The sequence below is a fragment of the Campylobacter sp. US25a genome (assembly GCF_004379075.1).
Classification (GTDB): Bacteria; Campylobacterota; Campylobacteria; order Campylobacterales; family Campylobacteraceae; genus Campylobacter_D; species Campylobacter_D jejuni.
In genome coordinates this window covers 38,654-58,333 of sequence record NZ_RYYM01000002.1, presented here as the reverse complement: position 1 = coordinate 58,333, position 19,680 = coordinate 38,654, and the positions used below count along the sequence as shown (strand labels likewise).

15 protein-coding genes are annotated in these 19,680 nt (G+C 32.7%); 1 reads left to right on the top strand and 14 read right to left on the bottom strand.

Annotation, left to right across the window (positions count from 1 at the left end; genetic code table 11):
* Window positions 1-3 precede the first annotated feature (3 nt).
* The 11 genes from rpsG to ELQ12_RS02395 form a co-directional block, all read right to left on the bottom strand.
* A complete protein-coding gene (gene rpsG / locus ELQ12_RS02445; RefSeq protein ID WP_002779471.1) occupies window positions 4-474 on the bottom strand; it encodes a 30S ribosomal protein S7 in 471 nt (156 codons plus the stop codon).
* A 69-nt stretch (window positions 475-543) separates the two neighbouring features.
* Complete coding sequence (rpsL, locus tag ELQ12_RS02440; RefSeq protein ID WP_002782934.1) at window positions 544-930, bottom strand: 30S ribosomal protein S12; 387 nt, start codon at window positions 928-930, stop codon at window positions 544-546.
* Window positions 931-1,257: 327 nt separating this feature from the next.
* Window positions 1,258-2,697 (bottom strand): aldehyde dehydrogenase, encoded by a 1,440-nt coding sequence (aldA, locus tag ELQ12_RS02435; protein ID WP_134264549.1) that lies wholly within the window; start codon window positions 2,695-2,697, stop codon window positions 1,258-1,260.
* Window positions 2,698-2,710: 13 nt separating this feature from the next.
* Entirely contained in the window at window positions 2,711-3,028 is a 318-nt protein-coding gene (locus tag ELQ12_RS02430; RefSeq protein WP_002861223.1) for an L-rhamnose mutarotase, read from the bottom strand.
* Window positions 3,004-3,798 (bottom strand): amidohydrolase, encoded by a 795-nt coding sequence (locus ELQ12_RS02425; protein WP_002861222.1) that lies wholly within the window; start codon window positions 3,796-3,798, stop codon window positions 3,004-3,006. Before ELQ12_RS02425 ends, ELQ12_RS02430 begins: the two co-directional genes overlap by 25 nt.
* Window positions 3,782-5,038: an L-fucose:H+ symporter permease gene (gene fucP / locus ELQ12_RS02420; protein ID WP_002861221.1), complete on the bottom strand. Its 1,257-nt coding sequence runs from the start codon at window positions 5,036-5,038 to the stop codon at window positions 3,782-3,784. Before fucP ends, ELQ12_RS02425 begins: the two co-directional genes overlap by 17 nt.
* Window positions 5,039-5,047: 9 nt before the next feature.
* Window positions 5,048-5,836 carry an SDR family oxidoreductase gene (locus ELQ12_RS02415; RefSeq protein ID WP_070243538.1) on the bottom strand — a complete coding sequence of 263 codons (789 nt, stop codon included), beginning with the start codon at window positions 5,834-5,836 and terminating at the stop codon, window positions 5,048-5,050.
* The gene (locus ELQ12_RS02410; RefSeq protein ID WP_052949743.1) at window positions 5,837-7,123 is read right to left on the bottom strand and encodes an MFS transporter; all 1,287 of its coding nucleotides are present in this window, start codon (window positions 7,121-7,123) and stop codon (window positions 5,837-5,839) included. It abuts the gene before it with no gap.
* 10 nt (window positions 7,124-7,133) lie between these two features.
* Window positions 7,134-8,300: a UxaA family hydrolase gene (locus tag ELQ12_RS02405; protein WP_002861218.1), complete on the bottom strand. Its 1,167-nt coding sequence runs from the start codon at window positions 8,298-8,300 to the stop codon at window positions 7,134-7,136.
* A gap of 2 nt (window positions 8,301-8,302) precedes the next feature.
* Entirely contained in the window at window positions 8,303-8,566 is a 264-nt protein-coding gene (locus ELQ12_RS02400) for a UxaA family hydrolase (protein WP_002861217.1), read from the bottom strand.
* Window positions 8,563-9,471, bottom strand: coding sequence for a dihydrodipicolinate synthase family protein (locus ELQ12_RS02395; protein ID WP_126252025.1), 909 nt, complete (start codon window positions 9,469-9,471; stop codon window positions 8,563-8,565). Before ELQ12_RS02395 ends, ELQ12_RS02400 begins: the two co-directional genes overlap by 4 nt.
* Before the next feature lie 232 nt (window positions 9,472-9,703).
* On the opposite strand from ELQ12_RS02395, the gene ELQ12_RS02390 reads away from it, so the two are divergent.
* Entirely contained in the window at window positions 9,704-10,465 is a 762-nt protein-coding gene (locus tag ELQ12_RS02390) for an IclR family transcriptional regulator (protein WP_070283326.1), read from the top strand.
* A 30-nt stretch (window positions 10,466-10,495) separates the two neighbouring features.
* Here the strand turns inward: ELQ12_RS02390 and rpoC are convergent, their stop codons facing one another.
* The 3 genes from rpoC to rplL form a co-directional block, all read right to left on the bottom strand.
* A complete protein-coding gene (gene rpoC / locus ELQ12_RS02385) occupies window positions 10,496-15,049 on the bottom strand; it encodes a DNA-directed RNA polymerase subunit beta' (RefSeq protein ID WP_134264548.1) in 4,554 nt (1,517 codons plus the stop codon).
* Entirely contained in the window at window positions 15,042-19,178 is a 4,137-nt protein-coding gene (gene rpoB / locus ELQ12_RS02380; protein ID WP_072223748.1) for a DNA-directed RNA polymerase subunit beta, read from the bottom strand. The genes rpoC and rpoB overlap by 8 nt, the downstream gene beginning before the upstream one ends.
* 108 nt (window positions 19,179-19,286) lie before the next feature.
* Complete coding sequence (gene rplL, locus ELQ12_RS02375) at window positions 19,287-19,664, bottom strand: 50S ribosomal protein L7/L12 (protein ID WP_002854820.1); 378 nt, start codon at window positions 19,662-19,664, stop codon at window positions 19,287-19,289.
* Window positions 19,665-19,680: the final 16 nt, after the last annotated feature.

Below are 19,680 nucleotides of genomic sequence, written 5' to 3'. Positions count from 1 at the left end.
TTCTTACCAACGATAGTGAGCAAATGCTTTATTTGCTTCAGCCATTTTATAAGTATCTTCTTTCTTCTTAAATGAAGCACCTTTGCTATTAGCAGCATCTAAAAGCTCGGCTGCAAGTTTATCAATCATAGTTCTTTCACTTCTTTTTCTTGCAAAAGAAATAATCCAACGAATCGCCAAAGCTTGTTGTCTAGCAGGGCGAACTTCTACTGGAACTTGATAGGTTGCACCACCTACACGACGAGATTTCACTTCTAATAAAGGCTTGATATTTTCAATCGCATCATTAAAAATATCAATACCTTTTTTCTCACCACCTTTTTTATCAATAGCTTCCAAAGCACCATACATAATTGTTGTAGCTGTGCTTTTTTTACCATCATACATTAAAGAATTAATAAATTTTGTGATTACTTTATTACCATAAATCGGATCAGGCAAGACTTCTCTTACCGGAGCTTTTCTTCTTCTCATTATTTTTCCTTCAAATTTTAAATTTTACTCAAACAAAATCAAATCTAACGGATTTGTCTGTATGAATGATTATTTTGCAGCGCCTGCTTTAGGGCGTTTAGCACCATATTTAGAACGAGAAACTGTTCTTTTTGCAACACCTGCTGTATCAAGAGCACCACGAACGATGTGATATTTAACCCCTGGTAAGTCTTTTACCCTACCGCCACGCACTAAAACAATGCTGTGTTCTTGCAAGTTATGACCTTCACCGCCGATATAGCTGATCACTTCAAAGCCACTAGTAAGTCTTACTTTGGCAACTTTTCTTAACGCTGAGTTTGGTTTTTTAGGTGTTGTAGTATAAACCCTAGTGCAAACTCCCCTTCTTTGTGGACAATTTTTAAGCGCTGGAGATTTAGATTTTTCTAAAACTTTTTTGCGCTCTTTTCTAACCAATTGATTTATGGTAGGCACAATAATTCCTTTCTTTAAAAATGTAATAAACTTTGGATGATATCTAAAATTTACTTACAAAAATATAAACTAGAAATAATTTAAATGCTTTTAAAAATTTTTATAAAATAAACCTACATAATTTACATTAATATTTATAAAACATAAACTAATTTTTAATTATTGTTTTACTTATAAAAATAATCTTACTCATTTTAGACAAAATGAAAAATTCCAAAATTGATTTCAAGAAATTACTAAAAGAGTGTTTAATCCATAGTTATCAAGTATTATACTTGATTCCAAGATTATAATAACTCCTATCTAAAAATTTAGATAGGATAAAAATCATTGTTTATCAGTATTATACTGCAAATACACCACATGGGTGGCTAAATATTCTTCAAGGCCATGTTTTCCATCAGCTCCGCCTATGCCACTTTTTCTAAAGCCTGCATGAAAACCTTGCATAGCCTCAAAATTTTCACGATTAATATAAGTTTCACCAAATTTGATTTCTCTGCTAGCTCTCATTGCTATATCTAAATTTTGTGTATAAATAGAACTTGTAAGACCATATTCACAATCATTTGCCATATCAATAGCTTCATCAAGTGTATCAAATTTAGCAATAGGCAAAATGGGAGCAAAAATTTCTTTTTGCATAATTTCATCCTCATGCTTAACATTAGTAAGAACACTTGCAGGAAAATAATACCCACTTGTATCAGTGATTTTTCCACCGCATTCCACAACTGCTCCTTTAGCACTAGCTCTTTGAAGCATTGCTAAAGCATTATCAACCCCTGCTTGATTGACCAATGGTCCCATATCAAAATCACCTTTTAAGGTATTTCCAACACTTACCTTACTCATGGCTTTTACAAATTTATCTACAAATTCATCATAAATGCTTGTATGCACATAAGCTCTTTCGGCACAATTACAAACCTGTCCATTATTGCAAATTCGACTTGCCTTAATCGCTTCTACTGCCAAGTCAATATCCGCATCTTTACACACTATAGCAGGAGCTTTTCCGCCAAGTTCTAAAGAAACCTTTATGATATTTTTAGCTGCAGCTTCCATTACTCTAGCCCCTGCTTCAACACTTCCTGTAAGACTTACCATGCCTATATTTTCATTGCTTGATAATTCATGTCCTACTACACTACCTTTACCTGCAACCAAATTAAACACACCTTTTGGCAAAGAACTTTGCGAAACAAGTTTTGCAAATTCAAAAGCATTGTTTGGAGTTTCACTACTTGGCTTTATCACTATAGTATTTCCTGTTAGCAAAGCAGGCGCCATCTTTCTTGCGATTAAGAAAAATGGAAAATTCCAAGGTAAAATTCCACCAATTACCCCAATAGCACTTTTATATAAATATATATGTTCATTAGCTCTATCGCTTTGTATGATTTCACCCTCATATCTTCTAGCCCATTCGGCCGTATAATCCATATAATCTGCTGTAAAATTAACCTCCACACTAGCTAAAACTCTAGTTTTTCCTTGCTCTTGCATTAAAATTTCTGTTAAGAAATTAGCATTTTTGCGTATTAAACTAGCTATTTCTCTTAAATGATTTGCCCTCTCAATTGCTGGCTTAGCCTCCCAAGATTTTTGTGCTTTTTTGGCTGCTTCAATCGCTCTTTTAGCATCTTCTAAAGAAGCACTTGCTACTTTTGAAATGACTTCTTTAGTAGCTGGATTTAAAACTTCGATAAAATCCCCATTATGTGGGATAAATTCCCCATCAATATAATTTAAATAAATTGTCATTTTTTCTCCTTTTTTAGTCTAAGTGAAACACTTCTTCCATATTTAGCCACTTTTGTCCTGCATAACCTAAAGATATTTGACAAGGATCTGTTACTTTCCACCATTTTTGCGTGTTTTCATCTCTTATCATCTTAGCCATATCTGCTTCAAAATCAGCACCTACATATTCAAAATATGCAAATAAATATTCTCCAAACAAATAAATGGAATAATTTTGTATATTACATTCTTTAATCATCTCACAGACCCCTTCATAAGGCTTTGCATGAAGATTTTTATATTCTTCTATTTTTTCCTTTTTTATCTTTATGATTTGACCATATCTTTGCACCTGTCCTCCTTATAAATTAATAAAGCATTTTTATAAAATATTTTATCTAGATCATCAAAAATTTTACTTTCTATAATAAGCTTAGCCCACTTAGCTGGAGCTATTTTTGCCACAGGATAATTACTACCAAATATGAATTTATCTTCACTAAAATTTTCTTTTAAAAAAGTGAAAAGATCATAAATAAATTCTTTTGGGGTTTGTTCCGAAAAATCATCTGCAACCGAAAGCTTAATATATAAATTTGGAAATTTTTTCAAAAGAATTAAATCTTTTTTATACTCATTTAAACGATCCATTTTTGGACTTCCTAGATGATTTAAAACCACTTTTAAATTTGGATTTTTATTTAAAAATTTTTCTAAAAAACTGAGTTCTTCATTTTTCATACAAGCTTCAAAAGATATATTAAAAGTTTTTAAAATTTCTATTTTTTCTTCAAAATCTACTTCGAATAACCTTTTAGCTCCTTTTTTACTTACATGCATTACCTCTCTAAAAGAATTAAGTTCTTCTTTATGTTTTAAATCCGCTAGACAAAGCAAAAGATTATGAAGCTTTTTTTGCTCTAAAGCAAATAAAGCTTCTTTTTCTAAATCATCGCTATTAGTTTCAACATACATAGCACCTATAAATTCAAATTCTTTATATTCTTGTTTCATCCTAAAAAAATCATAATTTTGCTCTAACTTTTCATCGTCTTTTATCCATGAAATAGGTATTTTTTCCAAATCCCAAAGGTGCAGATGAGCATCAAAAATCTTTTGCATTTTTTCTCACTTTTGAGCCTATAAAGCCATACCAAGACACATATAAAAACAAAGGTGCCATTGCTAAATACCCAGTGCCTGTACCATAATGATCATTAATAAAGCCTATAATTATAGGCATAATTGCTCCACCTACTATACTCATCACAAGCAAAGATCCGCCTAGTTTTACTTGATTTAAAGGTAAATTTTTTGTTGCTACCGCAAAAATAGTAGGAAAAGAAATAGACATAAAGAAAAATAAAGCTATTAAAAGTACTATGCTAAAAAACCCGCTAGCAAAATACAAACTAAAACATATAAGCACATTGATTAGAGAATAAAATCCTAAAATTTTTTCACCTTTGATTATCTTCATCAAAGGAGTAGAAACAATGCGTCCCAGCATAAATGCAACCAAAGCTATAGAAAAATAATAAGCACCTTGCGCATCTTTTAAACCTTCATTATGTTCCACAACATAATTGATAAAAAATGCTCCTGCTACAACTTGATTGGCTATATACAAAAACTGCGCTAAAAGCCCTAAGTTAAAATGTCTGTGTTTAAAAACATATATAGGCTTAGAATCATCTTTTTGCTTATAATCATCACTTACCGCACTTCCTTCTGGAAGCTTATTTGCAACAAAAGCAATTAAAATCAAAATAACAATGACAGCAATTCCTATATAAACAAGCTGGACATTTCCCATATTAGCTACTAGTGCAGCTTCAATTTGCTCCGCACTTGCACCTTCTTCTTGTTTTGTAATAGATAAAAATAAAGCTCCACCTATAATAGGTCCTACAAATTGCCCCAAACCATTAAAACTTTGCGCAGCATTGATTCTAAAGCTCGCATTTTTTTCATCACCAAGCTTTGTCATGTAAGGATTTGCGCTAGTTTCTAAAGAACCAATACCACAAGCTAAAATAAAAAACGCAAACAAAAACAAATGAAAAGAAGCCAAATTTGTAGCGGGTATAATAAGCAAAGCTCCTATGGCATAAAGAGCTAAGCCAAAAATGATTCCCATTTTATAAGAAAATCTATTGGCTATATAACCTGCGGGTAAGGCTATGATAAAATAAGCACCAAAATAAGCAAACTGTAAAAAGCCACTTTCATGCTGGCTAATATGAAGATGATTTTGAAAATTTTTATTCATCACATCAATAAGTCCATAGCTTACTCCCCATAAAAAGAAAAGAGAAGTTACCAAAACAATGGCTACTTTTATATTTTTAGAATCAGTCATTTTTACTCCTTAATTTTCATCCCAATTTAATGCTCTATCTAAATGTACATAACCTCCATCTGGCATTAAAATTTGCCCTGTAGTATGTGAAGCAAGAGGGCTAAGTGTAAAAACCGCTGTATTTGCAATTTCCTCTATGGTAGTAAAACGATGACCTAAAGGTATAGCTTTTGCGATTTTTTCATATTGTTCTTTAGGATTAGGAAAATTTTGCAGCCATTTTTCATAAAGAGGAGTCATAACTTCAGCAGGAGCTATGGCATTTACTCTAACGCTATCTTTAGCAAAAGCACAAGCCCATTCCCTAGTAAAACCCATTTGAGCCGCTTTGGCCGAAGCATAAGCTGAAGTTCTTCCTTGTCCTGTGATGCCTGTTTTACTCACTATATTTAAAATGCTGCCTTGCTCTTTTTTAATATAAGGCAAACACTCTTTTGCCATAGCATAATAATGAAAAAGATTGTTTTCGTAAGATTTAATCAAATCTTTAGTACTTGTGTTTTCAATATGCAAATTATCATTTGCACCTGCATTATTTACAAGTGCATAAATTCCACCATGTTTTGTAGCGACCTTTTTTACAAGCTCTTCAATTTGCTCATAATTTTTTAGATCGATCTCGTAAAATTCATAGCTTTTACATAAATTTTTTAATTCCTCATCGTGCTCTTTAGGCATAGATCTTGAAAAAACTACAGGAATTCCACCCTCCATAGCCCATAATTTAGCAATGCCGTAACCAATACCCTTAGCGCCACCTGTAATAATACAAATCTTATTTTTAATTTTCAAATCCATTTATTCTCCTTTATCTAAATTTAAAGTCATTTTTAAATGCACTAATACCAATACGCCTAAAATTGCTATTAATGCTAGTACTATAAGTCCAAACTCGACCCCAAAATGATTTTCTATATATGTTTTTAAAGTCGGTGCGACAAAACCACCTAAATTTCCTAAAGACCCTATAAGTGCAATAGCAGCTGCACCACCTTTTCCCTTTAAAACTTGAGTTGGCAAATTCCAAAATATAGGCTGAATTACGATAAAACCTATAGCAGCTAAGCTAATAAAAAATAAAAATGGTGCTAAATTTGCAACAAAAGTCGAAGCTATCATGCTTAAACTTGCTAATAATAAAAATAAAATCGCATATAAATTCCAAGAGCGTTTTTTATCAGCTAATGAGGTAAATATTGGCAAAGCAATAAAAACAAAAATCCAAGGAATTGCATTTAAAAGTCCGACTTCAAAACCCACATTTATTTGCAATATTTGAGCTATTTTACTTGGTAAATAAAAAAGCACTCCATAAACACTTAATTGTATGCAAAAATAAATAAATACAAATTTCCATACTAAAATACTTTTAAAAATATCCTTAATAGAATAATCTTTTGCCTTTGAATTACAAATTTCTATATTTTTTAACAAAACAGCTTTTTCTTTTACATCCAACCATTTAGCATATTTTGGGTGAGAGTCAAGATAAAACAAACAAAAAACACCCACCAAAACAGTAATTCCGCCCTCGATTAAAAACATCCACTGCCAATTTTTAAAATACATATTTGGTGCATAATCAAGTATAAAACCGCTAATTAAAGAACCAAAAACAAAAGCAATTGGAACTCCCATTTGATAAATTCCATAAGCTTTTGATCGATATATAGCTGGGAAAAAATAACTAAGGTATAAAATAATGCCTGGACTAAAACCTGCTTCAGTTAAACCCAATAAAAATCTTAATACATAAAAACTTGTTTCTCCTTGTATAAAAATCATAGCCATAGTTACAAGACCCCAAGTGATCATTATACGACTTAACCAAATCTTAGCTCCTAATTTATGCAAAAGTAAATTTGAAGGCACTTCAAAAATGGCATAACCTATAAAAAATATTCCAGCACCCAAAGCATAAGCAGCCTCGCCGATGCCTGCATCAATTTCTATATGAGATTTAACAAAACTAATATTTGTTCTATCAAGCATGGAAAGACAAAACATTAAAACAATCAAAGGCAAAATACGCCAAGATATTTTTTTACATATTAACTTTAACTCTATTGAATTTATATGCTCCATCCTTTACTCCTTAACAAGTTGTAGCAAGTCTCCAAACTGAAAAATCATTTTGTTCGTTTATCTCTGCTTTTACTAATTCTCCATTTGAAATTCGCACGATTAATTCTACAAGCTCATCACGCACTTCTTCTTTTGTTTTTACCCCATCTATAATGCTTCCTGCGTTAATATCAATAGCATCATTCATATTTTCATAGCAAAAAGTATTAGAACTCATCTTTATAGTAGGCACGATAGCAGAACCCGTTGGAGTACCACGACCTGTAGTAAAAACACAAATATTTGCCCCGCCTGCAACCATGGCACTAAGTTGTTCTATATCATTGCCTGGTGTATTCATAAAAGTAAGTCCTTTAGAAACTACCGGTTTAGCATAATCAATTACATCCATTAAAGTTCTAGTTCCTGCTTTATAAACACAACCTAAAGATTTTTCTTCTATAGTACTAAGTCCGCCTACAATATTTCCTGGACTAGGATTTGCCCCTCGAATATCAGCATGAAAAGATTTAACCAAATTCTCATAACCCAAAATCTTATCATATACCTTTTTAGCTATTTCATCATTTTTTGCTCTCTTAGCTAGTATAGCTTCACAACCTATAAGCTCTGTAGTTTCTGCTAAAATTACCGCACCACCCTCATCGATTACAAAATCACTCAAACTTCCTAACGCAGGATTAGCACTAAGTCCGCTATAGCTATCACTTCCACCGCATTCTGTGCCTAAAATCAAATCACTGAAATCTCCTTCACTTTTTTGTAATTTTGCAGCACTTTCAAGCATTTCATTGACTATTTTGATACCATTTTCAATGGTATTTTTACTACCACCACATTCTTGTATCACTAAATATTCAACCTTTTTATAAGGCGTTGCTTCTTTGATTTTTTCTGCTACCACTTTGGCTTGTATCACCTCACAACCAAGCCCTACAATTAAAACACCAAAAACATTAGCATTAGTTCCATGGCCTATCAAAACATCTCTGGTTTGCAAAGCGTCAAATTCAAGCTGAGAACAACCATGCTGATGGTTGATATAAACCGCTCCATTGCATTTTCTAGCTATATTTTCACACACTTTATTAGCACAATGCACACTTGGTATAATAATGACTTTATTTCTTAAGCCAAATTTACCATCTTCTCTTCTATAACCCATTATCTTTTTCATATTTATTCCTTATCCCCACGACCTCTAATACCTGCAGTGTTGTGGATATGTACCCATTCCCCTGCACTAATATCACAACTTGCACTAGCTATAGCTTCTGCGTATTTGATGATAATTTCATCTTTTTTTATATCTTTTAGTGCAAATTTATGTCCGCTTGCAATATCATTTAAAAGCTCTATATTTGCCACATTTTCACCTTTTTTAAAGTCGCGCAAAGCTGTGGCAACATTGTCTTTTTCATTGACTATAATATATCCTTTCATAGTTTTATACCTGTTTCTTTTTCTATAGTTTTAATAAGTTCCTTAGCTTCATCAAAACGGGTAGATAATTCTTCTTTTGCAGCAGGTGATAAAGGATGAATACTAGCATTTGTAAATTTAAATCCTCTAGCCTTTAAAAGCAAAGCAAAACCCATAGGAAAAGCCATACTCATACCAAATCTTATAGCCTTTAGTAAACTTTTTTGTATTAGTAAAGCTCTGTCTATGTTTTTTTCATTGATTGATTTGTAAATTTCACTCATAAGTTCTGGAAAAACTCCACCTATGCTAGTCATAGAACCTTTTGCACCCGCTAATAATGCACCTGCATAAAATTCTTCTCTTCCTACAAAAACATCAAAATCACTAGGTACTACATCTAAAATATGATTTAAAAGCAAAGCATCCCCACTACTATCTTTTATACCCACAACATTATCAAGCTTTGAAACCTTTTCTATAAATTTCAAACTAAGTGCTGGTGCAAAAAGAGGTATATTATAAACATACAAAGGAAGCTTTACTTTAGAAGATAGATCTTTTACATACTCAAAAAGTGCATCTTCGCTTAATTTATAATAATAAGGCATAGCAAGCAACAAAGCATCAAGATCTAATTCATGAGCTTTTTGCGCCAAAATAAAAGTGTTTTCATAAATTGTCGAGGTAATACCCGTGATAATAGGTATATTATTTTTTGCAGCCTTTTTGGTAAGTTTCATTAATTTAACTTGCTCTTCCACACTTAAAGCTTGAGAATCTCCTGCACTTCCGTTACAAAATAATCCGTTCAAGCCTTTAGAAATACCAAATTCACAATAATGAATAAATTCTTTTTCATTGATACTTCCATCATCTTTATATGGAGTAAGTAAAGCCGGTAAAGTTCCTTTTAAAATTCCCATTTTTATTTTCCTTTCGTATATACAAAAATATATTTATATACAAAAAATATAACAAAATATTTGTAAAAAAATCAAGCTGTTAGCTTGGTAAAAATTCGTATTTTATTCTTATTAACTGCCAATTTTTACAAAAAAATATTAAAATTAATAAATAATAAAAATTATGATTTTATGTTACTAAAAGTAAAAAATATGCTAAAATTTATAAAAATAAAACAAGGATAAAGACAATATGCATCAGCCCACTCTTAGAGTGTTAAATATTCTAGAATTACTTGCAAAAGAAAAGCTTACCTTAAGTGCTATAGCTAAAAAACTAAACATTCCTGCTGGAACTCTTTGGCCTATTTTACAAACTCTTCAAGAAAAAAAATATATCAAATGTGATTTAAAAAATAAAAGTTATTATTTGGATTTTAAGATTATAGAATTAGGATGTAATATAAAAAACGAAAATAATATTTTTGAAATAATCAAAAAGCATATGAAAAATATAAGAAATTTAACCAATCAAACTTGTCAAATGGGAATTTTAAAAGATGGAAATGTGCTTTATTTAGAAAAAATTGATGCCAATAATACAGTGCAATTAAAATCTTTTATAGGCACTTCGTATCCTGCTTATGCAACATCTTTAGGCAAAGCCTTACTATCAAATAAAAATAAAAAGGAATTAGAAAAACTTTATCCTAAAAATTTTGATAAAATTACAAAAAACACCTTAAATAATATAAATGAACTCTATCAACAAATCAAACAAATTAAAAAAGAAAAAATTGCCATAGAAATTGGAGAAATGAATCCTCAAATTGAATGTATGGCTATAGGCATAGAACATAAAAATAAAATAATTGCTGCCATTAGTATATCTTATCTAATTTATTGCTCTAATAAAGCTTTTAGAGAAAAAAATAAAAAAATACTTCTAGAAGAAAAAAATAAAATAGAAAAAGTTTTAAAAATTTATTTTAATGATTTAGATACACTGTATTAATATAGCCCCGAAGGGCTATAAAATAGAGTTTTATTCTTGTTCTTTAAGTTTTAAATTTTCTTCACCATAAAGCCCTGTTCCAACAGGTATCATTCTACCTAGAATAACATTTTCTTTTAAATCTTCTAAGTAGTCAAATTTACTCGCTATACTTGCTTCGGTTAGAACTTTAGTAGTTTCTTGGAATGAAGCTGCAGAAATCACACTATCACTTCCAATCGCTGCTCTTGTTACACCTAAAAGCACAGGCTCAGCAATAGCAGGTTCTCCACCCATTCTAATGATTCTTTCGTTTTCTTCACGGAATTTACGTCTTGAAACCAAATCACCCTCGATAAATTTCGTATGTCCACTATCTACAACTTTTACTTGTCTTAGCATTTGAGAAACGATAACTTCTATATGTTTATCAGAAATCACAACACCTTGTCCGCGATAAACTTGTTGAATTTCAGAAATCAAATAATAATGCAAGGCTTTTTCACCTAAAATTTTAAGCACATCATGACTTGAAACAACTCCATCTGTAAGTTTTTCACCTGCATGGATAAACTCGCCATCTCTTACTTGAATGTGTTTTGATTTATCTATTAAATACTCAGCACTTGTACCATCTTCTGCTTGGATAATAATTCTTTCTTTAGAACGCAAAGGTTTATCAAAACGAACAACACCATCAATTTCTGCAATCACAGCCGCATTTTTTGGTTTTCTTGCTTCAAAAAGTTCAGAAACTCTTGGAAGACCTCCTGTAATATCTTTTGATTTAGCTGCAGCTTTTGGAGTTTTTGCTAAAATATCTGCTTGAGCGATTTTATCACCATCATGAACAAAAATAACGGTTTTTGGTTCAAGCTGATAACGCACAGCCTTATCACCTTTTCCTGCAATTACCAAAGTTGGTCTAACTCCGCTTGGCAAATACTCATTAATCACTAAAGAACGCTTACCTGTAGCTTCATCAATTTGCTCATCAGCACTATAACCTGCTTCAATATCCTCAAAGCTTATAACACCATCAATTTCTGCAATGATAGTATTATTATAAGCATCCCATTCTGCAATCACTTTTCTTTCTTTTTTAGGAGCACTTGCAATGATAGTATTTGCATCATCGATTTTTTCACTATCATTAAATTCTATCTTAGATTCTCTTGGGATATAGTGTCTTTTTGCTTCTCTATCATTTTCATCAGCAATCACCACAAAGAATCCTTTTTCTTTAACAATATCGCCTTTTTTAACATTTTTTACTCTATCTAAACCATCGCCTTTAAGGATATAAAATTTAAGCGTTCCCTTTTCTCCTGCTTTGATATTTTGTACCACGGGCTCGCCATCTTCTACTAAAATTTCACTCGCAAAAGGAATACGATTAGGAACGTTCCAACCCTCTTTAATCACTTCCACGATACTTTCATTTTCTTCTACTTGCATACCACTTTGATATGGCAAATAAAGTTTTCCATCTATACTACCACTTACGCCTGCTAATTCATTTGGTTTAGCAAGATCGTATTTTCTTAGTATGTATTTTACTTCTTGTTTTTTATCTTTAATAGAAACAATCACATCTTCATGAATATTTTCTATATTAATCACACCTTTAAATGGAGTTTTGATTTTTGGCTCCACAAGTAAAATCGCCGCATTTCTACGATTTGCTACGATATTTTTACCTTCTTTATTTTTATAAGTTTTAAGATTATAAAATCTTATAAAACCTTCTTTTTGTGCGCTTACTTGTCTATCTTGTAAATCCGTACTTGCAGTCCCCCCGCTGTGGAAAGTTCTTAGAGTTAGCTGCGTCCCTGGCTCGCCGATAGATTGAGCGGAAATAATTCCTACTGCTTCGCCTGGTTTTACTAATTTACCTTCGCCAAGATTGATACCATAACATTTTGCACAAATTCCTTTTTTAGCTTTGCAAGTAATAGGAGTGCGGATATTGACACTTTTTATACCGCTTTCTCCAAGAATTTTTGCTTTTTCCTCATCCATTAAAGTACCTTCTGCAAAAAGCACAGAATTTGTAATAGGATCGATCACATCTTCAGCTAAAACCCTGCCTAAAATTCTTTCTTCTAAAGTTTCTATAATAGAACTATCTGCGGTAATTTCATTGATTTCAACACCTTCATGCGTTCCACAATCTTCAATAGTAATTTTTACATTTTGTGCAACATCGATAAGTTTTCTTGTCAAATAACCCGCATTTGCTGTTTTAAGAGCGGTATCTGCAAGACCTTTTCTAGCACCGTGAGTTGAAATAAAGTATTCAAGAACATTTAGCCCTTCACGGAAATTCGAAATAATAGGAGTTTCGATAATAGAACCATCAGGTTTAGTCATAAGTCCTCTCATCGCAGCAAGCTGAGAAATTTGAGCCGCACTACCCCTAGCACCAGAATCTGCCATCATATAAATAGAGTTAAAACCTTCTTTATCTTTTTCTACAAGCTTCATCATCTCTTTTGAAAGGACATTATTTGTACTTTTCCAAATATCAATGATTTTATTGTATCTTTCCCCTGAAGTAATCAAACCAAGATTATAAGAATTTTGAATTTCTCTTACTTGTTTTTTTGCTTCATCGATAGCTTTTTGCTTGTCATTAGGAACAATAATATCTGCAATCGAAATTGAAATACCTGCTTTAGTTGCATACTCAAAACCTAAATTTTTAAGTCTATCCAAGAAACTTGCTGTAATCTCTAAACCGCCTTGTTTATAAACATAATCCACAAGCGCGGCAATGTCTTTTTTCTTTAAGACTTTATTCCAACTATTTTCAGGCACAAAATCAGGTAAAATAGATTTAATAATCAATCTTCCTGCTGTAGTAGTAATCTTTCTACCATCTACCATAGTTTGTATACTCGCATGAATATCCAAACACTTGCTTTCAAGTGCCATCATCACTTCATCAATGCCTGTACAAATTTTATGCGAACCTTTAGCACCAGCTTTTTCTAGTGAAAGATAATAAATTCCTAAAACCATATCTTGCGATGGAACGGTTACAGACTTACCGCTTGCTGGCAAAAGAATATTCATTGATGAAAGCATAAGCACTTTACATTCTGCAATAGCCTCTTGAGAAAGCGGTACATGCACTGCCATTTGATCCCCATCAAAGTCCGCGTTAAATGCTGCACAAACCAAAGGATGAAGTTGTATAGCCTTACCTTCCACTAAAACAGGATGAAAAGCTTGGATAGAAAGTTTATGCAAAGTAGGCGCACGGTTTAACATAACAGGATGTCCTTTTACTACCTCTTCTAAACATTCCCAAACTTCATTGGTTTTGTTTTCTATCATTTTTTTAGCTTGTTTTACTGTAGTTGCATAACCTTTTTCTTCAAGCTTAGCTAAAAGATGTGGTTTAAAAAGCTCTAAAGCCATTTTTTTAGGTAAACCACATTGATCCATTCTAAGTTTTGGACCCACAACAATAACGCTACGACCTGAAAAATCAACCCTCTTACCTAGTAGGTTTTGTCTAAAACGTCCTTGTTTGCCTTTAATAATTTCACTTAAAGATTTTAATGGGCGTTTATTTGCTCCTTTTACAGCATTAGCACGACGACCGTTGTCAAAAAGTGCATCAACAGCCTCTTGGAGCATTCTTTTTTCATTTCTTATAATGATTTCAGGTGCATCAAGTTCCATAAGTTTTTTAAGACGTGTATTTCTATTAATAACACGACGATATAAGTCATTCACATCAGAAACTGCAAATTTCCCACCATCTAAAGCCACTAAAGGACGCAAATCTGGCGGTAAAACTGGAAGATTTGTAATCATCATCCATTCAGGACGATTTGGTACGGCTTCATCGCTATCGGTATTGGCGTTTAAATTTGAATTTAAGAAATTTTCTACAACTTTTAAGCGTTTAATGATGGTTTTTTTCTTAGCCTCTGAATTTGTAGCCGCCATTTCTTCTTTAAGCTGATTTAAAAGCGCTACAAGATCTAAATTTGCAAGTAAATCACGAACAATTTCTCCACCCATTCTTGCTTTAAAGCCACTATTTTCATAGCGTTGCATTAAATTTTGATATTGCTCCTCGTTTAAAACATCGCAATATTCCACTTTTTTAGTACTTTCATTATCATAGAAAGCATCTCCTGGGTTTTCAACGATATAAGCTTCATAATAAAGCACGCGCTCAAGATCTTTCATCTTAACACCCAAAAGCGTTCCTATACGGCTTGGAAGAGAATTAACATACCAAATATGAGCCACAGGAGTTACAAGCTCGATATGCCCCATTCTAGAACGACGCACTTTTGAATTTGCTACTTCAACACCACATTTTTCGCACTTAACACCTTTAAAACGCATTTTTTTATACTTACCACAAAGACATTCATAATCTCTTATAGGTCCAAAAATCTTTGCACAAAAAAGCCCATCTCTTTCAGGCTTTAAGGTTCTATAATTGATAGTTTCTGGTTTTTTTACTTCTCCATAAGACCATGATTTGATTTTTTCAGGACTTGCAAGTCTTAGTTGAAACGCTTCAAAATCCCTAGGTCTTGCATCTTCTTTGATTTCTATTACTTTAAATTTACTCATTATCTTCATCCTTATCAAAAATCTCAACATCTAAAGCAAGAGATTTAAGCTCATTGGTTAATACAAAAAATGTTTCAGGAATTCCTGTTGCTGGAACATTTTCACCTTTTGTCAATGCTTTATAAGCACTAAATCTACCTTCTACATCATCTGATTTTATGGTTAACATTTCTCTTAAAGTATGAGCCGCTCCATAAGCTTCAAGTGCCCAAACTTCCATTTCTCCAAATCTTTGTCCCCCAAAGAGTGCTTTACCACCCACAGGTTGTTGGGTAACTAAGCTGTAAGGTCCTGTACTTCTTGCGTGAACTTTCTCATCAACCAAGTGGTGGAGTTTTAGCATATACATACATCCTACATGAACACGCTCTGCGATTTTCTCACCCGTGCGTCCATCATAAAGTTCTGTTTTGCCGTCCATATCTATCTTGGCCATTTCAAAAAGCTTGCTAAATTCTTCTATATTTACACCTTCAAAAACAGGAGTAGCAAATTTAACTCCTTTACTCCAGTCTCTAGCATAGTTTAAAAGCTCTTCATTGCTTAAGCTTTTAATAAATTCTTTTTCGCTTGCAAGTCTTGGAATAGAACAAATTTCAAGCATTTTTGCTCTTAATTCTTTAAGAAAATCTTTTTGCTTTCTGTCAAAAATTTCTTGAATCTGATCTCCGAGTCTAAGTCCAATTAAACCCAAATGGCTTTCTAAAATTTGGCCTATATTCATACGACTTGGAACGCCAAGTGGATTAAGCGCAATATCCACGCTTTTGCCATTTGGTAAATAAGGCATATCCACTTCAGGAACTATAGTTGAAACTATACCTTTGTTTCCGTGGCGTCCTGCCATTTTATCACCAACTTTAAGCTTTCTCTTTGTAGCAATATAAACTTTAACAAGCTTAATTACCCCACTTGGTAAAATATCATCTTTTTCTAAAATTTCAAGCTTTTCATCGTGTTCTGCTTTTAATTTTTTCTTCTCATTTTGGAAATGATTTTTTAAATCATCGTATTCTTTTTGAATCTCTTTAGAATAAGCTTTAATCAAAGTTGTTAAAGTAAAACGATTGATTTTTTCAAGTTCGCTAATATCTGCAGTTTGTCCTTTTTTATAATTTTTATCTCCAATTTTTTGATCACTATTTAAAGGGGCTTTGGAAAGAAGAGCACAAACACGAAGCATTTCTTCTCTATCCATCATCAAAAGTCTATCATGATGTTCTTTTTCTAAAGCCATTTTTTCTTTATCATAAGATTTTATTGCGCGATCATCTTTTTCATAGCCTTTTTTAGTGAAAATTTTAACATCCACAACAACACCCTCTAAAGAAGCGGTTGCATAAAGTGATTTATTCACAACATGTCCTGCTTTTTCCCCAAAAATAGCTCTTAAAAGTCTTTCTTCAGGAGTTGGTTTAACCTCACCTTTTGGAGAAACCTTACCCACCAAAATCATACCTGGTTTGATATGGGTACCAATTTTTGCAATACCGCTCTCATCAAGATGTGCAACATCTTCTTCTTTTACATTTGGGATATCTTTGGTAATTTCTTCTATGCCGTCTTTTAGTTCTCTTGCTTCAATTTCTTTTTCATAAATGTGCACGCTTGTAAAGGTATCTTCACGAATAATTCTCTCACTTACAACTATAGCATCCTCATAGTTATAACCATTCCAAGGCATAAAAGCGATTAAAGCATTTTTACCTATAGCAAGTTCGCCTTGATCCATAGAAGGACCATCTGCGATAATTTGTCCTGCTTTTACTATATCACCTTTTTTAACAATAGGATGTTGAATATAATTTGTATTTTGATTGGTTCTTAAATTTTTCTCCATAGTATAATGGTCAATAAATGGACCTTTATCATCTTCACCTAAAATGAAAATACTTTTATTATCCACTTTCTCAACCACACCGCCACGCTTTGCTTTAACAGCTTCCCAAGCATCACGCGCAATAATTTGTTCCATACCTGTTCCTACTATCGGAGCTGAAGCAGTAAGAAGTGGCACAGCTTGACGTTGCATGTTTGAACCCATTAGTGCTCTGTTTGCATCATCGTGCTCTAAAAACGGAATCAAAGAAGCCGCAACCCCAACAACCATACCTGAGCAAAGATCGATTAATTGCACTTCTTCGCGTCTTGCAAGTATAGTTTCACCATCTTGTCTAGCCTCAACAAATTCTTCTACTATATTGCCTTTAGCATCAACCTTAGTTGAAGCTGGTGCGATAAACAAACCTTCTTCTTGTGTTGCTGTAAGATAAACAACTTCATTAGTCACTTTACCATTTACAACTTTTCTATATGGTGCTTCAACAAAGCCAAGTTCATTTACTTTTGCATAAGTAGAAAGAGTGTTAATCAAACCAATATTTTGACCTTCAGGTGTTTCAACTGGACAAATTCTACCATAATGTGTCGCGTGAACATCACGCACTTCAAAACCTGCTCTTTCTTTTACAAGCCCACCTTCACCAAGCGCTGACAAACGACGCTTATGAGTAACCTCACTTAAAGGGTTGGTTTGATCCATAAATTGCGAAAGCTGACCTCCTGTAAAAAATTCAATGATAGTTGTAGTAATCATTTTAGGATTGATTAAATCATAAGGCATTACTTTATCAAGATCCGCATTTAAAGAAGTAAATTTATCTCTGATCGCCTTTTGCATTTTTGCAAGACCTAAATGAAGCTCATTGGCTAAAAGTTCACCTATAGAACGGATACGACGATTTCCTAAATGATCTCTATCATCAATATGTCCTTTACCATTTTTTACTTTAATTAAATATTTTGCAGTTTTAATAATATCTTCATTAGTCAAAACAGTAACATACTCAGGCACTTCAAGACCTAACTTATGGTTCATTTTCATACGACCCACCTTGGTAAGATCGTATCTTTCAGGATTGAAGAATAAATCATTTACAAAAGCCTTCGCTGCATCTTTTACCACAGGTTCACCTGGGCGCATAACTTTGTAAATTCTAATCGCAGCTAAATCATTTTCATCATCGATATTTTCACTTTGTTTAAGAAGTTTTAGAGTTTCTCCATCTTGAGCAAAGGAGTTAATAATCGCTGCATCAACGCCATTAGCCAAGTCATTTGCTATATCAAAACTTTTTTGCTCTTTAATCTTGGCAAGCTTACTCTCATCTAGCAAAGTTAAAGAATCAAATAAAACCTCTCCACTTTCCTTATCAATAATAGGATTTGCCAAATAACGATTAAGTAAAATTTCTACAGGGTATTCTATCCATTTTAAACCGTCTTTAATAAGCTGTTCTGCTTTTTTCTTTGTAAGTCGTTTTCCAGCTTGATGAACAATTTTTCCTTTTTCATCTTTAATATCATACTCTATTCTGTCCATAAAATCATTTGGATTAAATTCTGTTAAAAATTTATCTTTTTTCACATGTATAGTCTGGATAGGATAAAACAACTTAATAATATCCTGTTTTTTATACCCTAAAGCCCTAAAAAGCATAGTTACAGGAACTTTTCTACGCTTGTTGATTCTTACATACAAAACATCTTTGGCATCGTATTCAAAATAAAGCCACGAACCACGATCAGGAATAATTTGTGCTGTATAAACAAGCTTATTTGCAACCGTTGAACTTTCTTCTTCTTTAAAAATAACACCAGGGCTTCTATGTAATTGATTTACAACCACTCTCTCAACCCCGTTAATGATAAAAGATACACGATCTGTCATTAAAGGAATTTCGCGGATATAAATTTCTTGTTCTTTAATATCTTTTACGCCAACTTTTTCCCCTGTTTTTTCATCTTTTTCATGCAGAGTAAGACGGATTTTCATTTTTAAATTTACAGAATAAGTCAAACCTCTTTCCATGCATTCGCGAATGGTATATTTTGGCTTGCCTATTTCACTACTAACATATTCAAGACTCAATCTATTTTGCGGATCATGAATAGGAAAAATTGATTTAAAAACTTTTTCTATACCACTTTCACCATTATCAAGATTTAAAAAATAATCAAAACTCTTTTTTTGTAATTGTAGAAGATTTGGGATTTCTATTTGTTTTGAAATGTTTGAGAAGTCTACTCTTAAACGATTTCCTAATTTATTATCTAACATATCGCACATACCTCATGGTAAATTTTGTAAATTTAAAAAAGAAGACCTAAAAATTAGGTAAAAATAAAAAAAGAAGACTTGCCTTGGCAAATCTTCTTCTAACTTTAAAGCTTAAAATTACTTAAGTTCTACTTTAGCACCAGCTTCTTCAAGTTGTTTTTTAGCTTCTTCAGCTTCAGCTTTAGCCACACCCTCTTTTAGAGTTGAAGGAGTTTGCTCAACTGCATCTTTTGCTTCTTTAAGACCAAGGCCTGTAAGAGCACGAACGATTTTAATAACTTCAATCTTTTTAGCACCGCCATCAGTTAAAACGATATCAAATTCAGTTTTTTCTTCAGCAGCAGCTGCAGCACCACCAGCTGCAGCACCACCAGCCACCATTACAGGAGCAGCAGACACACCAAATTTTTCTTCAAATTCTTTTACAAGTTCTGATAACTCAAGAACACTTAAATTTGAAATATATTCTAATACATCTTCTTTAGAAATTGCCATTTTTTATCCTTTTATT

What these genes read in the sequence shown, in the direction of transcription:
- rpsG (WP_002779471.1), bottom strand. Translation starts at nt 474, where the DNA reads ATGAGAAGAAGAAAAGCTCCGGTAAGAGAAGTCTTGCCTGATCCGATT.
- aldA (WP_134264549.1), bottom strand. Translation starts at nt 2,697, where the DNA reads ATGACAATTTATTTAAATTATATTGATGGGGAATTTATCCCACATAAT.
- ELQ12_RS02425 (WP_002861222.1), bottom strand. Translation starts at nt 3,798, where the DNA reads ATGCAAAAGATTTTTGATGCTCATCTGCACCTTTGGGATTTGGAAAAA.
- fucP (WP_002861221.1), bottom strand. Translation starts at nt 5,038, where the DNA reads ATGACTGATTCTAAAAATATAAAAGTAGCCATTGTTTTGGTAACTTCT.
- ELQ12_RS02415 (WP_070243538.1), bottom strand. Translation starts at nt 5,836, where the DNA reads ATGGATTTGAAAATTAAAAATAAGATTTGTATTATTACAGGTGGCGCT.
- ELQ12_RS02410 (WP_052949743.1), bottom strand. Translation starts at nt 7,123, where the DNA reads ATGGAGCATATAAATTCAATAGAGTTAAAGTTAATATGTAAAAAAATA.
- ELQ12_RS02405 (WP_002861218.1), bottom strand. Translation starts at nt 8,300, where the DNA reads ATGAAAAAGATAATGGGTTATAGAAGAGAAGATGGTAAATTTGGCTTA.
- ELQ12_RS02400 (WP_002861217.1), bottom strand. Translation starts at nt 8,566, where the DNA reads ATGAAAGGATATATTATAGTCAATGAAAAAGACAATGTTGCCACAGCT.
- ELQ12_RS02395 (WP_126252025.1), bottom strand. Translation starts at nt 9,471, where the DNA reads ATGGGAATTTTAAAAGGAACTTTACCGGCTTTACTTACTCCATATAAA.
- ELQ12_RS02390 (WP_070283326.1), top strand. Translation starts at nt 9,704, where the DNA reads ATGCATCAGCCCACTCTTAGAGTGTTAAATATTCTAGAATTACTTGCA.
- rpoC (WP_134264548.1), bottom strand. Translation starts at nt 15,049, where the DNA reads ATGAGTAAATTTAAAGTAATAGAAATCAAAGAAGATGCAAGACCTAGG.
- rpoB (WP_072223748.1), bottom strand. Translation starts at nt 19,178, where the DNA reads ATGTGCGATATGTTAGATAATAAATTAGGAAATCGTTTAAGAGTAGAC.
- rplL (WP_002854820.1), bottom strand. Translation starts at nt 19,664, where the DNA reads ATGGCAATTTCTAAAGAAGATGTATTAGAATATATTTCAAATTTAAGT.